The following is a 15,147-nucleotide window of genomic DNA, read 5'->3' on the forward strand; positions in this document are numbered from 1 at the left end:
CAAAGACAAATAAAGGCCGATGGCATGGTAGAGCTATTTTATTTGGTCATTTTGGCTAACCTGTAACTCACTCCTTATGGTTTTCAACATAACTGCCAGAGAGATAAGGGATCGTTAAAAACGGTTTTTTCAATTGGCTGACGGGTAACTTAAACCCTAACGGATGTTTTTGGTTCTTAGGTGTATGACTATATTCGTCATGCATTGGCTAACCCATCCAACTATGAATTATCGTATACTTTGGTCCATCTGGGCAGGGCTCATCCTGACCTTTCGAGTAGGTGTAGGTGTGTATGCACAGACCCTACAATTAGCCACTAAGCCGCTTAGCGTAACATCCACTTGCCCTGGCTCTATACTAACCATTCCATTCAGCATCACAGGCAGCTATACTTCTAATACTGTTTTTACGATACAAATGTCGGATGGGGGCGAGTATAAAGATGTTAGTGTCGGGATACAGTATGGTTACCAGGGAACCTATGATCGGGCAATCAATATTACCATTCCAGCCGATTTGTCTGCTAATACAGCTTACTCCATTCGGATAAAAGCCACTAATCCTGATGTAATTGGTTCGCCTAGTCAGAATAAACTGTTCTTGAAAGGCGTCGAATCTAGGCCTCCACTACCACTTGTCGACTCGCTAACTGTGGATTGTATGTCAACCAATCAATCATCCATGGCTGGGCTGTATTCAGACTTATCTTTCAGACTAGTACCCGGTGCTACCCCCCGGTTGTATTATACGAAGCAACGAGACGATTATCAGGAGTATGCAGAATTTCCCTATCAGACCCAGCTACCTACGGGCGAGTATGTTCGTGACAAGCAGCATGGTTACTTTCAACTTACCAAGACAGGAGCAACTTCAACCACTTATGTGTACCCCGTTAGCGAAAGAACGTATTATATATCTCAACTCATAGATGGCTGTGAGAGTGAACTGGCACCCAGTAAACTTCGCATTATTTGGAAAGCTGGCGGTGGGCCTGGAGTGATCAACCCAATGCCATACATGAGTTACGGCCAGTATGGTCAGATAGCTTATTGTCAGGGAGATCAGGCTTATCCCTTGAATGTTAACGGTCACAGACCGCCCCCCGAAAACTATCAGGTTCGTTACTGGTTGGGCGACCCAACCTATCAGCCTATACCTACTGCCACATTTATTCCCCCTATACCGGATACCAGTCGGCCAGGATATAGTGTGTATACTATGAACCTGTATCCGATTGATTACACCAAAGGCTGCGCGAATGATAATTTGCTAACCTATACGCATGTAAAAGTAACCGTTAATCCTACTCCCACAAAACCAATTATTGCTACCACGGTAGTGAGTTATTATCAGGGTCAGGTAGCGATGCCGCTAAGTGCCACAACGACCGATAGTACGGCGTCCTTAGTATGGTACGGTACTGATGCGACGGGTGGAGTAGGAACAAGTGTAGCACCGAAACCCTTGACTAACCAAGTTGGTCCGGCTACGTACTATGTGGCTCAGAAAATCGGTTCCTGCGAGAGCGAACGGGTTCCGGTTTCTGTCCTGATTAACCCACTTTTGGGTATAGAAGATGCTACCTTGGCCGAGATCGTTGAGGTGTTCCCGAATCCAACCGTTTCATCATTAACAATTCGTATTCGGGGACTGACCAGTCAGCAAGCCGCTCGTCTGGAGCTAGTCGATCTGGCGGGTCAATGCCTTTATAGAAAAGAAACGCAGCAGGAGATGGCCGTACTCCCCATGACCGACTATCCGACTGGCAGCTATTTATTGCTAATCAACATTGGCAACCGGAAAACGGCCCGGCGCATTATGAAATTGTAGTTTCTAAGCATCAAGGTGCTTCCACCACTTTCTTTAATCCCTTCAGGATACTATCCCAGCCTTTCAGCGAACGTTCGTAGCGTTCTTCGGCTCCTTTAGCTGGGCCTACATCGTCGGTAATGGAAAGGATGGTTTTGCCGTCTTTATAGGTCAGTTCATCGGTCACGGTCGAAAAATTGCCTGATTCTTCATCCGCCCCGTCGTTCATCAGCGTGTATTTGAGGAGCTTATTGGGTTCAAATTTCAGGATTTGGCCCTTCAGCTCAATTTTTCGGATGAGAAACATACGGCCGGTAAACAGGATGGTACTGCCTACCTCCCAGTCTGAAAATACTTCGCAGTTGAAGAAGTATTTTTTCGTTTTCTCGGGATTGGTCAGCGCGTTCCAAACCTGTTCGGGAGTGGCTTTCAGGCTGATCTTTTTTCGGACAACAAAGTTTTTCATGGCGCATTGAGCAATTGGTAGTCTAGTATAAGACCAATACGCCCGAAAATGTTTGCTCACTGAATAGCCTGGGCCGCTGCCCGGCCGGCGGTGCGTCCTGAAAACAGACAGCCGCCCAGAAACGTACCTTCCAGCGCCCGATACCCATGCATACCACCCCCACCAAAGCCAGCCACTTCGCCCGCAGCATATAGCCCCGGAACAGGCTCCCCATTGATTCCCAACACCCGACTTGAGAGGTCTGTTTGCAACCCACCCAGTGTTTTGCGGGTAAGAATGTGGAGCCGGACGGCGATCAACGGCCCGGCCGATGGATCAAGAATAGGGTGCGGTTTTGCTGTTCGGATCAGCCGATCCCCCAAATAGTGACGGGCACCCCGAATGGCCGTGATCTGGGCATCTTTGTTGAATGAGTTAAGCAACTGTCGGTCACGCGCTGCGATTTCGCGTTCAATAGTGACCAGGTTGAGCAGCGGTTCGCCCGTCAGCTTGTTCATGGCATCAACCAAACTGGTCAGCTTATCCTTAACGATAAAATCAGCTCCGTTTTGTTTGAAGGCTTCGACAGGGGCCGGTGCGCTTTTGCCTACTGCCCGGCCCAACACCTGTCGCCAGCTTTTACCCGTCAAGTCCGGGTTCTGTTCCGATCCCGACAAGGCAAATTCCTTCCGAATAATGGCCTGATTCAGGATAAACCAGGTGTAGTCGTAGCCCGTTTGCTGGATGTAGCTGAGGGTTCCCAACGTATCGAAGCCCGGAAAGAGTGGTACGGGTAATCGATTACCCAGGGCATCGAACCATAACGACGATGGGCCGGGCAAAATCCGAATGCCGTGCTGGCTCCAGATGGGTGCCCAATTCTGAACGCCTTCGGTATAATGCCACATCCGGTCGCGGTTGATGAGATTGGCGCCGGCGGCTTCCGAAATAGCCAGCATACGCCCGTCTACATGATCGGGTACGCCCGATAGCATATGGTTGGGTGGCTCACCCAGACGTTTAGGCCAGTTTTGCCGGACTAGTTCGTGATTGGCACCAATACCTCCTGACGTAACAATAACAGCTTGGGCGCGAAACGTAAAGTCTCCGATAGGAACGCGGGAGCTTTTTTCACCCCGCTTCACGGTGCTGGGCTCCAGAATTTCGCCCTGAACACCATCCACCGCTCCGTTTGTTATGAGTAGTTCATTGACTCGATGACGAAACTTCAGCGTAATCACCCCGCGTTTAACGGCTTCTCTAACTCGCTGCTCGAAGGGAGCCAAAACGCCGGGGCCCGTACCCCAGGTGACGTGGAAACGGGGTACTGAATTGCCATGCCCGATAGCGCCGTATCCACCCCGTTCGGCCCAACCCACAATCGGAAAGAAACGGATACCCTGCTGGTGTAGCCAGGAACGCTTTTCGCCAGCCGCAAACGCTACGTAGGCTTCGGCCCATTTTCGCGGCCAGTGATCTTCCGGGCGGTCGAAGGCGGCTGTGCCCATCCAGTCCGTGAGGGCCAGCTCGTACGAATCCCGAATCTTCAGGCGTCGCTGTTCGGGCGAATCGACCAGAAACAGGCCGCCAAACGACCAGAATGCCTGCCCGCCCATGCTTTGCTCCGGCTCCTGATCGACCAGGATAACGCGCTTCCCGGCATCGGCCAGTTCAGCGGCAGCTACCAGGCCTGCCAGACCAGCGCCGACAACAATGACATCTGCGTCTGTTTGCATAGTATATGTTACGCTTTTATAGAGAATAGAACGCAGATGGTTATGATTTATAAGATTAGTTAAGACCTATGTAAATCATAATCATCTGTATTCTATTGCAACTACGAAAGCCTGATCCATAGCCAGCCTACTAGTTTGCTTCGGTCAGTTCCAGCACCACACTGGTTCGACGGGTATCTACCTGCGGGTTGAAGCCGATGGTCATCAGGTAATTGCCTGAGTAGGAGGGACTGGCTGTATTGATAGCAGAGCGCGTGCCCGGATAGACATTGAGTTCCTGAATTTTATACAGCTTATCGGGGCGCAAGCCTTTCAGTTTAATAGGGGCCTGACTACCCGCTTTATAGCGATTTTTGACCAGGTAGGTGAACCAGACCGCACGGTCCTGCTGCTCATTAACATAAAGGCTGGACGCAACATCGCTTGTATAGGGAGACGCCAGCCGGAACAGATCACCCTGCCAGATGGTGGTTTTAATGCGTTCGTAAGTTTTCAGCGCCTGCTGGCTGAACTGTAGTTCGTCGTCGGTCAGTTTGCTCACCACAATGTCGTAGCCCAGTTTGCCCATCATGGCTACGTCGGTTCGGAATTTGATCGGCTGTTTTCCCCAGTCGGTTACATGGTTGCAACTGGCAATGGAAGGGAAGAAATACGAGTAATTCCACTGAATGAAAATCCGTTCCAATGCATCGGTATTGTCGCTGGGCCAGTATTCGGTAAAGTACTTCAGTGCCCCATAATCGACTCGGCCACCGCCACCAGAGCAAAGCATCATGGGCAGTGTAGGGTACTTGGCCCGGAGTCGGTCCAGCACTTTGTATAGGCCCAGTACGTAATCGACGTAGAGGTTCGACTGATTCAAATTGGTAGCCGAATAGGCATTGTAAATGACCGCGTTACAGTCCCATTTGATAAAACCCAGCGTTGGGTTTTTGGTAAGTAAGTCATTCACCAGATTGAACACGAAGTCTTGTACTTTCGGATTCGATAGGTCGAGCACCAACTGATTACGGAAATAATACTCCGACCGATTAGGCAGTTTAAGCACCCAGTCGGGGTGCTTTTCGTAGAGTTCGCTCTTCGGACTGACCATTTCCGGCTCCAGCCAGATACCGAATTTGATCCCCGCATTTTCGGCTTCTTTTACCAGATAACCCAAGCCATGCGGTAATTTTTTGACATTTTCCTGCCAGTCGCCCAGGGCCGCATGGTCATCGTTGCGGGGGTATTTGTTGCCAAACCAGCCATCGTCGAGCAAAAACAGATCGACGCCCAGTTTTTTACCATCTTTGAATAGCGCACTCAGTTTTTCTTCGTTGAAATCGAAGTAGGTAGCTTCCCAGTTGTTCAGCAGAGTCAGTCGGTTGCCTTCGCCTTGTGGAATGCGGTGCTTTCGGGCCCAGCGGTGCAAATGGCGACTGGCACCGCCCTTTCCCTGCTGGGAATAGGTGAACAGAAAAGCCGGGGTGGTAAACTCAACGCCCGGCGCTAAGTTGTAAGCCGATGCATACGGATTAATACCAGGTATAACCCGCAGATTGTGTAGCGGATCGACTTCAAACGCCAACTGATAATTGCCCGACCAGGCCAGGGTTCCTGCAATGACCTCGCCCTGATCTTCGTCGGCAGGTTGATTGAGTGACACCAGAAACGAAGGCGGCTGGAACAGATCGGCCCGTGTGCCGAGCTTGGAATCCAGTACTTTAATGCCTTCGGTCAGTAGTACTTCCGACGGGTTCATTTCGTTGGCCCAATCGCCGTGAAAGTGCGTCAGGTAATAGTTTTGGGCCGGAATGTAGAGGTTAGCCGATGCGTACTTATGCAGCACAACCGACTTTTTCTCGGTATGTCGGATAGATGACCATTGTTCAATCACATCTTCTTTCTGATACGCTTTATAATACAGCGTCACCTCGAACGGATACTGTGGGTCTTTTAAATAGACTTTGGTAAGTACGACCCCATCGGCCATAGACTGGGTTTCGTGCCGGACATACTTGAGGTCGAGTGAGGGGTTGCCATCGGCATGGGTGACCTGAATGGCTGGCTCCAGCAGGTTGCGGCCTCCGGCGGGCGTATACACCGAATTATAGATGCCAGTATAATCGTCTCCGCGTTTACCGTTGGCTGGAATGGCTGCGTATTCGGCTGTATTGCGAAGTTTGGCTCCCAGATGAACCAGCGTAGGAATCTGCTCTTTGTCGATTCGGATTACCAGCGCCGTTTGGCTGGTTTCGATAATGATGTGTGTATCGCCCGGTGCCGCCTGTACCGACAGTACCACCAACAGAAGGAAGGGTAAGAGGAAATAAGCCAATTTCATAGTAGAAAAAATTCAGACTGCAAAATAGGCATTTACCACTCGCTAATCGATCCAATGCGGCTAGTTTTGCGAGTGTAGTTAGTAGATAGACGTAGGGTAGAGCCTATTTGAATTTTTGTTCCAGTAGCTTTTTTGTCATCCCGACGCAGAAGAGATGACAAAAAAGCTACGGTTATCATTCGTAACCTGGAGGCTATGTAAACGGGTTCCTGCTCAGCCAAAACAGGAGCGTTTTTGTCATGCTGAGGCACGAAGCATCTTCGGTAGCTGCTATAACTCCAACTATCGAAGATGCTTCGTGCCTCAGCATGACAAAAAAGTTTAAACGGGTTCCAGGTTAACTAAGAAGCTGGTCGAATTAGTCAATGTAAAGCGGCCCAGTTAGGTTGAGGGCCGATTCTCAAAACCGAGTCAGACGAACCGTTCGGTTTTAAGAAATCTCATGGGGCAGGTTGCAAGAATCTGCCCTTACGAACAAGTTGCATGAGATACAACAAGTAAGTTTATCGTGGTCAAACAAATGTGCCCCCAAACCCATCGGTGTTGGAACCTGACTTAAGGGTGAGCGTTCGGACACTTCCCAATACCTTTAGTTTGGGAGATGCATACGTCTTTTTGGAAGAGACAACGGACTTGTTTTTGGGGTGAGTTTTCATGAGCATGAAATGAATGGACTGTTGGTAAGCGTGTTGGTTCGCCCAGCCAGACCTTCCGGCTGGGCCTGGGTTAGGGAATCACCAGCCGATGGTAGCGGATCAGAGCTCGCTCCTCCACACTGAGCAGATACACCCCGGCTGGTAGTGGCGTGGCTGGTTGCAGCCGCAGACTGGCCGACTCCACCCCCAGCTTGTGGAGAGCCACCGGCTGGCCATTGGGGGCGTAGAGCTTCACCAGGGCGGTTTGGGGTTCGTCCAGACTGAGACTAAAGGCTTGTCCATTGGCTAGAGGATTGGGCCAGAGCTGATAGGGTTTCTCCCGCAGGACGACCGCTACGGCAGGGAAGAGGGTGACTTGTCCGCTAAGGTCGATTTGGGCGAGTCGGTAGTAGCTGGTGCCGGGGTAGGGGTTGTTGTCGATGGTGGCGTAGTGGCTGCTGGCCTGAAGCGTACCGGCGACCTCGTTGATGAGGGTAAGGGTTTCGAAGCTTTTGAGGTCTTTACTTCGTTCGATGCGGAAGGGCTTTGTTGTGGGTTTCCCAGGCGGTTGTCCAGTCGAGTTGAACGGCGTGGTTTTCCAGAATTTTGGCCGAGAAGTTGATGAGGTTGACGGGCATGGGGTTTGAGACGGTGATGGCGCTGGAGGCCGATGCCGAGCAGCCTGCGGTGGTGCCGGTGACCGAAAGGGTGGTGGCGGAGGTGACGTTGGTGAGCAGGAGAGGATTGGCCGTTGATCCGTCGCTCCACAGGTAGGTTGTGGCTCCTGACGCGGTGAGGGTAAGGTTGCTGCCGCTGGTAATGTTGCTGGAGGGAGAGGGTGTGATGCTGACCGAGGGCAGGGCATTGACGGTGCCACTCACAGCTACGGTCTGGCTGGTGGCTCCGGTGGATGTCAGTGTTACCTTTCCAGTTTTGGCGCCTTGTGTAGCGGCAGCGGTGGTGCGGACGTAGAGGGTAGTGGTAGTGACGGAGCCGTTGCTTTGGGTGAGAGTGAGTGAGGAAGTAAAGCCAGAGGAGGCACTGGTGGAGATTTCAAAGTCGGTGGGTGTGGTAGCCACGATGTCAGCCGAGAGGTTGGTGCCCGATAGAGTGAAGGATTGGTTGGAGGAGGCTGTTCCCAGGCAGGCGGTAGCCGTGCCGGTAGCCGTACCTGCCCCGATGGTGGGGAACAACTGGCAACTGGTCATCACCCGGTTGCCACTGCCACTAGTGCTGACGGCCACAAATAAGCCGTTGCCGTAGGTCACCGAATACCAGTTATTGTTAGCGGCTGGGGTGCGGCTGGTCCAGGTAATACCATCGGTTGAGGTCATTACCCGGTTGCCTGTGCCACTAATGCTGACGGCCACAAACAAGCCATTGCCATAGGTCACAGACTGCCAGCTATTGTCAGCCGCTGATGTTCGGCTGGTCCAGGTGATGCCGTCGGTTGAGGTCATCACCCGGTTGCCTGTGCCATTATTGCTGACAGCCACAAACAAGCCATTGCCGTAGGTTACCGAAGTCCAGAAATTGTTAGCGGCTTGGGTACGGCTGGTCCAGGTAATGCCATCGGGGGAGGTCATCACCTGGCTGCCCGTGCCAGAACCACCCACGGCCACAAACTTTCCATTGCCATAGGTTACCGAGTTCCAATAATTGTCGGACGCTGATGTTCGGCTGGTCCAGGTAATGCCATCGGAGGAAGTCATTACCCGGTTGCCCGTACCATCAGCACTTACGGCCACAAACTTTCCGTTGCCGTAGGTTACAGAAAGCCATTGATTGTCAGCCGCTGAGGTACGGCTGGTCCAGGTGATGCCATCAGGGGAGGTCATCACCCGGTTGCCAGTACCATCAGCGCTCACAGCCACAAACAAGCCGTTGCCATAGGTCACCGAACGCCAGTTATTGTCAGTCGCTGAGGTTCGGGTGGTCCAGGTAATGCCATCGGTTGAGGTCATTACCCGGTTGCCCGTGCCAGAACCGCCCATGGCTACAAACAAGCCGTTGCCGTAGGTCACAGAAGTCCAAAAATTGTTAGCGGCCGATGTTTGGAGGGTCCAGGTGGAGGCATCGCAGGTTTGGGCCTGTAGGGGCGAGGAGAGGCTCATTAGCAGCGTCAGCAGGAGCAGGAACACTTGGTGAGGCCAGTTTCGGGTGGGTGACCACCGTTCGGCAAGTAGGGTAGCGGTAGGTTTGGCTGGTAAACTGTGTGTCATGGGATATGTAAAAGTTAAAGTGTAAGTGAATGGGTACATTCTTCTCTGGCCGTAGCCTGCGTCTGCCTTATTGGTTAGGCTCGTCGGTGCAGGCGTTGCTGGATTCGGTAAGCCAATCGACTGATCCAGTAAGGGATTTTGATTGGTATCATGATTGCGGCAGGTAAGGGAGGAAAGAGCCACCGAATGGTACTCTGTTATGGTGCATTATCATCTTTATTGGTTATTAAATGCGTGTCGGGGCATGATTAAGTAATCATTCGCTTGGCTACTATTGCCTTGGTGAATATCTTTGAACAGCGCTGAGGAAGGTTTTTTACAGTCGAAGCTACTAGCTCACAAGGCCTGACTCCAAGGCTAATTTTAGAGAATTGGTGAATCCTCAAAGTGCGTTGATGAAGCCCGAAATGGCGTTGATTAAAATTTATCTACCTTACCTGTAGGCTTTTATGGTCAATCAAATAAATACCCTCATCGTTGAGAATGACCCTACCTGGCAAGACATGCTTCGTAAACTGGTCAGGCTAAATCCGCTCCTGAACCTGACGGGTGTTTGTGCGTCGGCCATGGACGCCTATGCTCTTTTGGCGCAGGGAGAAACCAGCCTCATTCTTTGTGATATCGAGATGCCCGAGATTAATGGGTTGGAATTTATCCGCAGCCTGAAACGGCCACCGCTGGTTATCTTCGTAACCGCCTACCCCGATCATGCCATTCCCTGCTACGAGGTATCGCCGATTGATTTTCTGCTGAAGCCCATTGCACCTGCCCGGTTTCTGGCCAGCATTGAGAAGGTACGGCAACGGCTCTTTCATGACCCCGATCCGGTGCAAAACGAGCCTTATTTCTTTATTCGCGACAATCACTATTACGTTCAGGTTCTGGCCAGCGATGTGCTTTATATGCAGGCCCAGGAGAATATCTTACAGATTGTAACCTCTACTCAGATCTACCAGCCGTTCGTGTCGATTGCCAAAATGGAGGAGCAGCTTAAAACCGATACGTTTTTGCGCGTACATCGGTCTTACCTGGTCAATCGGACGGCCATCAGCCGTATTGGGAAAAATGACCTGATGCTGACCACCGGGCAGAGTATTCCCATTGGCGATCAGTACCGGGCCCAACTGCATCGCAAACATCTGGAAGGCCGGATCGTGAGTCGGTAAAATACAGCAAGTTCAGACCCTTATAGGACGGCCCGATGATCCGAAAACCGAAGCGTTTTACGCTATTCACACGCATTCATTTATTACTTTTTACGCTTCAGTTTCCACTCCTCAACGCGCAATCGGTTTTTATTCCTGGGTTGCGCGCACAACTCGCCCAGGCCACTACCGACACGGCCCGCACTCGGCTGCTGGCCAACCTGGGTTATGAATACCTACAGGAAAACGTGGATACCAGTTTGTTGTACCTGAATCAATCCTTGCGTTTGGCCCGGCATGTACGCGATTCGGTCGGAGCTACCCGTGCGCTGCTGTCTTTGGCCCACGCCCACCATTACTACACCCACAACGAAGTCCAGGCGATTACGTACTTAAATCAAGCCCTGAAACTAGCGAAGGCAAACTCCAATTACGCAAGTCTTTCGAAAGGCTACCAGTTGATGGCGGCTATTTCGGCGAACCAGCGAATGGGTAATCCTCGAGAGTATCTCCATCTAGCAGCCGATTATGCCCAAAGAGCGAACAATGGCAGCCTGCTGGCCGAAGCCTATGCCGCTCATTATGAGTTAGACCGGGGCCAGAAGCGTGGGGCTTACCATGAGAAAATGCTTTTGCGGGCAATGGACGCAAGCCAGGGAATAGACCCAGACCGCTGGATGACGACTGGTCTGGATTACTGTAATCTTCTTTATGAAGAAGGGCGGCAGGCAGAGGCTCAGCAGATGGCCCGTCAGTTGGTAACCCAAACTCAGCAGCTCCAGAAGCGACTCGGGCTGTTTGTTTATAACGCCGATCAGGCACGGCTATTGGGTTTTCTGGGGCGGTATGACGAAGCCATAGCTGCAATAAAACGGGGTATTGCGTTTGAAAAAAGCCGCGTACGGCCCGACTCGCTACATCTGTTCCATTACCAACGGTTTCTGGTAGAAACCTATACCCAGAGTGGAAACTGGCACCAGGCGTTTCTGGCTCGAGACTCAGTAGCCCGTCTTGAACTCTGGCGACAAGGGAAGCGCCAGACCCGTGATGCCCAGATTCAAATGACCCGGCAGGAAGCTGCCTTTAAACTGGAAGAGAAAGAAACGCAGATTAAACTCCTTGATGCCGCACGCCAACGTCAACGTCTTTATCTGATTGGCTCTATTTTGCTCGCAAGCCTGCTCATTGGCTTTGTACTGGTGCAACGGCGTACTCAGCAGCGTATTGAACGCCAGCGGGAACAATTAGCCCAACTCAACACTACCAAAGACAAACTATTTGCTATTCTGGCGCACGATTTACGCTCGCCGGTGGCCAATCTGCATAATAACGTCATGCTCACCAACTGGGGTGGCATGAGTCAAACCGAATTCGTGGAGGCTACCGATACGTTCGGGCAGATGATTGGCTCCGTGCGGTTCATGCTCGACAATCTGCTCAACTGGGCCATTACGCAGATTAGCGGGTTCCGGGCTCGCCTGCAGCACGTGGCAATCGCTCCCCTGGTCCAGGCCGAACTAGACCTGATCCGTCCCCGAACCGAGCAAAAAGGTGTTCAGATTCGCAGTTTAATCCCCGCAGATACCTACCTGATGGCAGACCCCAATCACGTTGCCGTTATCATTCGCAACATACTGCACAATGCTCTCAAGTTTACGCCAACAGGCGGTACCATCACGCTTCGGTATGCTGAGCATATGGGTAAGCCCCAACTGGAAGTTGACGATACAGGCGTGGGAATGTCTCCGAGCAACTGACAACTCTATTTACGTTGCATAATCGCCCGTCGGCCACTGGTACCGCCAATGAACAGGGAAATGGACTGGGGCTTTCGTTGGTGAAAGAGTTGATGGAAGTCAATGGGGGCACTGTAACGGTTATAAGCAATGTAGGTGAAGGGACTACCGTTACCCTCACGTTTGCGGCCGTATAATTCTGGCTCGTCAGGAACTTCTGCGTATGGTTTAGGCTAATCAATCAGCTTATCTGATAGATCTGGATGTTGTTGCCGCAGGTGTCGGCAAAGACGGCCAGGGTAGTGGTGCCCATTTGAGTGGGTGCCATGCTGAACGAAACGCCCAACTCGGTTAGTCGGCGGTATTCGGCCTCAATATCATCGACCTGAAAAGCGGTCAGAGGAATCCCGGCATCCAACAGGGCTTTCTGGTAGGTTTGGGCGGGCGGAAAACCCATCGGTTCGAGTACGATTTCAGCGCCATCCTGTTCTTCCTGAGATACAACGGTTAGCCATCGATGTTCGCCTAGTGGTATTTCCGTTTTTTTGACAAACCCCAAAATGTTCGTATAGAATTGGAGCGCTTTTTCCTGATCATCGACCAGCACACTCACCAGTTTGATTCGCATAAACGAAGTAGTTGTTGAACAGGACAAAGATCAATCGGAAAACAGAGTTCAGGCTCTTGAAAATTGCTTTTTTCGCTGGTAGGCCAATGGTGTTTGGCTGGTGTATTTTTTGAACAGACCGATAAATGATGTGACGCTTTCAAAATTCAGGGCGTGGCAGACCTCGGTCGTCGATAGGCCGGTTTGCAGGAGTTGTTTGGCGCGAATGAGTCGCTGTTCGGTGCGGTACTGGTGTGGTGTGCGACCATAACACCGTTTGAAAAGCCGTAGAAAATGAAACTTCGACAACAACGCGACCTGGGCCATCGCTTCCAGGCTGATCGGTTCGGTCAGATTTGCGTCGATAAACTGCTTTGCCCGGATAATCTGCCTGACTTGGTAAGCCGCAGGAAAAATCTGATCCCGAATTGCCAGAGCCTGAGTTGCGTAGTAGGTCATTGCGCATTGAAAGAATTATTGATAAAGAAACTGTTTAAGAGTTTGTTGAAGACTTTTTGTCATTCCGGCCGGAGGGAGGAATGACAAAATCATTCATTTCCACACTTGCGAAAAAAATCAAGTAGGCTCTTAGTGATTAACTCATTCATTTTAGGTAATACCGTTGAATCAAACGCATGGCCTCTTTTTCATCTTGGGCGCAAACATCGCAGAAGGTTCCAACGCCATTGATAGGACCTTCATATTGCCAGATAAACGTTTTTCGGTATTTTTTCTGTTCATCCATCACCTGTAACTGGTTGCCCATCGGGGTTACGTACAACGTATAGCGGTTAGGGAATTGAACCGTAAAACTAGCTTTGCTTCCAGGCTGCGATTTGCCCACAAACTGCAAGGGTGTTTCTTTACGGTCTTTGCCATAAGTATAGTCGATTGTTGTCCGTTTGCCATTTTTTACCCAAAAGCTAAACGCTTCATAGGTGTCGGTGCCGGGCTGGCCGTAGGCGTAATTCGCCACTTTCATGGACGACTGCGCGAATGCACCCGGCCCCAAACTTAGTAAAAGCAGAACGATTGATTGTTTTAAGAGCATAGTTCGTTTGTTAGGGTCGTAGAATAGCCTGAGAAATAGCAGGGTGGCTTACACGATAGATAAATAAATTCGGCGGACGATTGACTCACGCTATTTCTTTGTCAAACCAACCCTGTTTTGGGTCAACTGTTTCAAAACCACCGTTGCTAATCGGCTTAAACCATACTGTTTATGGTAAAACGTATATCGTTCATTCCTGCTTTATCGAGTCTTCTTACATTCCTGTCATCGATTATTATAGCGCCCACAGATAAGCCACTTCAGGTGAATGACATTGTGTATGTGCATGCATCCAGCAGCCTGACACTCCGAAAAACGGCTTCGAAAGATGGGGCCAAAATTACTTCGGTTCCGGCCAATGGGGCTCCACTGACGGTAGTGTCTTTACCGGAGCCGGGTAGTTCCTATACGGCTGAAACCATCGGTTCGTTTGCCGTAAAAGGCGGTTGGGTGGCCGTAAAAACGCGTGATGGGCAGGAGGGCTATCTATTTGATGGGTATCTGTCGCGGTATAAGCCTTTGCAGCGCGACAACATGGATGGTAGTGTTTCGCTAATGGATACGTTTTATCGGACTATTTCGCCCGTTAAAGGCAAACGAACCACCTTGCCTGCTACCAACGGCACCATTGAACGGTATCAATATCTGTATGCCGATGGGGCCCGATTTGAGGAACAATATTACGAGGGCGGAGCAACTCAGCTACTGGAGCTGCCGAAGGAAAAGTTTACCATGCAGGAAGTATTGGTACTATTCCGTACTGCCTGGTTTGGCAAAGAAAAGACGAAAGGAACTTATGATGCCGCCAAACAGCAACTGACCATCGACAGCGACGGTGGGTATTCACAATTGATTATTCAGCCCAAAGGCAATCGCTGGAGCCTCAAATTTTCGACTGCTGATTAACGAAATTTCAACAGGTTTGATAAGTAAGATCTGTGTAAATCATATGGATCATAAAAATCTGCGTTCTATCATCCAGGCTCAATTGACCTCAAGCTCATCCACAGCCAGTTGAGCAGGTTTACCCGGATTGCGCAACCCTGCTGGTACCAGATTGACATTGTGAGCGATAATACGAACGTAACGGGCCTGAGTGGGAGCGAAATCGAACGGGAGTCGGACGAAACCGCGTTTGCCTCCTTCGGCTGCGTTGGTTTTCGCTGTTAGCACTGGCGTGAATGTTTTGCCATCCTCCGATACGGATAGGTCGACCTGTTTGGGCAGGCAAAGGTTTCGGGCGGTATACTTCAGAAAGCCAATCCGTACCCGTTCTACGGTTTCTGGTTTTCCGAGGTCGATAACCACGTTGAAATCATTCCTGAACGCAACGACTCCGGCTACTTCATACCCGCCCATACTACCCGTATTGCCATCGGTAAGACTATACCCTCTGTCGGGCCGCCCACTAGTGGGGACATTGAGTAAGGTGTAGGG

At 50.9% G+C, this 15,147-nt stretch carries 13 protein-coding genes and 1 pseudogene; 4 read left to right on the forward strand and 10 right to left on the reverse strand.

All coding sequences use genetic code 11. From position 1 onward, the window contains the following. The first annotated feature begins 223 nt into the window (after nt 1–223). Nucleotides 224–1,831 (forward strand): T9SS type A sorting domain-containing protein, encoded by a 1,608-nt coding sequence (locus B5M13_RS04780; RefSeq protein WP_170061085.1) that lies wholly within the window; start codon nt 224–226, stop codon nt 1,829–1,831. 10 nt (nt 1,832–1,841) lie between these two features. Here B5M13_RS04780 and B5M13_RS04785 read toward each other — a convergent pair whose 3' ends face one another. The 6 genes from B5M13_RS04785 to B5M13_RS33980 all read right to left on the reverse strand — a co-directional run bounded on the left by B5M13_RS04785 (nt 1,842) and on the right by B5M13_RS33980 (nt 9,171). Next, entirely contained in the window at nt 1,842–2,276 is a 435-nt protein-coding gene (locus B5M13_RS04785; protein WP_080054547.1) for an SRPBCC domain-containing protein, read from the reverse strand. A gap of 56 nt (nt 2,277–2,332) precedes the next feature. After that, a complete protein-coding gene (locus tag B5M13_RS04790; RefSeq protein WP_080054548.1) occupies nt 2,333–3,991 on the reverse strand; it encodes an FAD-binding dehydrogenase in 1,659 nt (552 codons plus the stop codon). Nucleotides 3,992–4,121: 130 nt separating this feature from the next. Next, complete coding sequence (locus B5M13_RS04795) at nt 4,122–6,314, reverse strand: alpha-galactosidase (RefSeq protein ID WP_080054549.1); 2,193 nt, start codon at nt 6,312–6,314, stop codon at nt 4,122–4,124. A 512-nt stretch (nt 6,315–6,826) separates the two neighbouring features. Then, nucleotides 6,827–6,970, reverse strand: coding sequence for a hypothetical protein (locus tag B5M13_RS33685; RefSeq protein ID WP_170061086.1), 144 nt, complete (start codon nt 6,968–6,970; stop codon nt 6,827–6,829). Between the two features lie 70 nt (nt 6,971–7,040). Next, the gene (locus B5M13_RS33975; RefSeq protein ID WP_245860043.1) at nt 7,041–7,484 is read right to left on the reverse strand and encodes a T9SS type A sorting domain-containing protein; all 444 of its coding nucleotides are present in this window, start codon (nt 7,482–7,484) and stop codon (nt 7,041–7,043) included. Beyond that, nucleotides 7,471–9,171 (reverse strand): hypothetical protein, encoded by a 1,701-nt coding sequence (locus B5M13_RS33980; RefSeq protein ID WP_245859775.1) that lies wholly within the window; start codon nt 9,169–9,171, stop codon nt 7,471–7,473. Before B5M13_RS33980 ends, B5M13_RS33975 begins: the two co-directional genes overlap by 14 nt. A 449-nt stretch (nt 9,172–9,620) precedes the next feature. Between B5M13_RS33980 and B5M13_RS04805 the strand changes: the two genes are divergently transcribed. Then, nucleotides 9,621–10,337 (forward strand): LytR/AlgR family response regulator transcription factor, encoded by a 717-nt coding sequence (locus B5M13_RS04805; RefSeq protein WP_080054550.1) that lies wholly within the window; start codon nt 9,621–9,623, stop codon nt 10,335–10,337. A gap of 1,571 nt (nt 10,338–11,908) precedes the next feature. Beyond that, nucleotides 11,909–12,249: pseudogene (locus B5M13_RS34590) on the forward strand (sensor histidine kinase). A gap of 44 nt (nt 12,250–12,293) precedes the next feature. On the opposite strand, the gene B5M13_RS04820 reads toward B5M13_RS34590, so the two are convergent. The 3 genes from B5M13_RS04820 to B5M13_RS04830 all read right to left on the reverse strand — a co-directional run bounded on the left by B5M13_RS04820 (nt 12,294) and on the right by B5M13_RS04830 (nt 13,710). Then, entirely contained in the window at nt 12,294–12,680 is a 387-nt protein-coding gene (locus B5M13_RS04820) for a VOC family protein (RefSeq protein ID WP_080054553.1), read from the reverse strand. A 48-nt stretch (nt 12,681–12,728) separates the two neighbouring features. Beyond that, nucleotides 12,729–13,118, reverse strand: a complete 390-nt coding sequence (locus B5M13_RS04825) for a helix-turn-helix domain-containing protein (protein ID WP_080054554.1) — start codon at nt 13,116–13,118, stop codon at nt 12,729–12,731. A gap of 145 nt (nt 13,119–13,263) precedes the next feature. Further along, on the reverse strand, nt 13,264–13,710 hold the full coding sequence (locus B5M13_RS04830) for a hypothetical protein (RefSeq protein WP_080054555.1): 447 nt from the start codon (nt 13,708–13,710) through the stop codon (nt 13,264–13,266). A 171-nt stretch (nt 13,711–13,881) separates the two neighbouring features. Here B5M13_RS04830 and B5M13_RS04835 point away from each other — a divergent pair, with 171 nt between their 5' ends. Further along, nucleotides 13,882–14,616, forward strand: a complete 735-nt coding sequence (locus B5M13_RS04835; protein WP_080054556.1) for an SH3 domain-containing protein — start codon at nt 13,882–13,884, stop codon at nt 14,614–14,616. Nucleotides 14,617–14,694: 78 nt separating this feature from the next. Here B5M13_RS04835 and B5M13_RS34595 read toward each other — a convergent pair whose 3' ends face one another. Further along, nucleotides 14,695–15,069 carry a discoidin domain-containing protein gene (locus B5M13_RS34595; protein ID WP_394334311.1) on the reverse strand — a complete coding sequence of 125 codons (375 nt, stop codon included), beginning with the start codon at nt 15,067–15,069 and terminating at the stop codon, nt 14,695–14,697. Between the last annotated feature and the right edge of the window lie 78 nt (nt 15,070–15,147).

The organism is Spirosoma aerolatum, from assembly GCF_002056795.1.
GTDB classification, from domain to species: domain Bacteria; phylum Bacteroidota; class Bacteroidia; order Cytophagales; family Spirosomataceae; genus Spirosoma; species Spirosoma aerolatum.

Bases quoted from the DNA above. Each gene is read 5' to 3' on its own strand.
- B5M13_RS04780 (WP_170061085.1), top strand. From the start codon at position 224: ATGAATTATCGTATACTTTGGTCCATCTGGGCAGGGCTCATCCTGACC.
- B5M13_RS04785 (WP_080054547.1), bottom strand. From the start codon at position 2,276: ATGAAAAACTTTGTTGTCCGAAAAAAGATCAGCCTGAAAGCCACTCCC.
- B5M13_RS04790 (WP_080054548.1), bottom strand. From the start codon at position 3,991: ATGCAAACAGACGCAGATGTCATTGTTGTCGGCGCTGGTCTGGCAGGC.
- B5M13_RS04795 (WP_080054549.1), bottom strand. From the start codon at position 6,314: ATGAAATTGGCTTATTTCCTCTTACCCTTCCTTCTGTTGGTGGTACTG.
- B5M13_RS33685 (WP_170061086.1), bottom strand. From the start codon at position 6,970: ATGAAAACTCACCCCAAAAACAAGTCCGTTGTCTCTTCCAAAAAGACG.
- B5M13_RS33980 (WP_245859775.1), bottom strand. From the start codon at position 9,171: ATGACACACAGTTTACCAGCCAAACCTACCGCTACCCTACTTGCCGAA.
- B5M13_RS04805 (WP_080054550.1), top strand. From the start codon at position 9,621: ATGGTCAATCAAATAAATACCCTCATCGTTGAGAATGACCCTACCTGG.
- B5M13_RS04820 (WP_080054553.1), bottom strand. From the start codon at position 12,680: ATGCGAATCAAACTGGTGAGTGTGCTGGTCGATGATCAGGAAAAAGCG.
- B5M13_RS04825 (WP_080054554.1), bottom strand. From the start codon at position 13,118: ATGACCTACTACGCAACTCAGGCTCTGGCAATTCGGGATCAGATTTTT.
- B5M13_RS04830 (WP_080054555.1), bottom strand. From the start codon at position 13,710: ATGCTCTTAAAACAATCAATCGTTCTGCTTTTACTAAGTTTGGGGCCG.
- B5M13_RS04835 (WP_080054556.1), top strand. From the start codon at position 13,882: ATGGTAAAACGTATATCGTTCATTCCTGCTTTATCGAGTCTTCTTACA.
- B5M13_RS34595 (WP_394334311.1), bottom strand. From the start codon at position 15,069: ATGGGCGGGTATGAAGTAGCCGGAGTCGTTGCGTTCAGGAATGATTTC.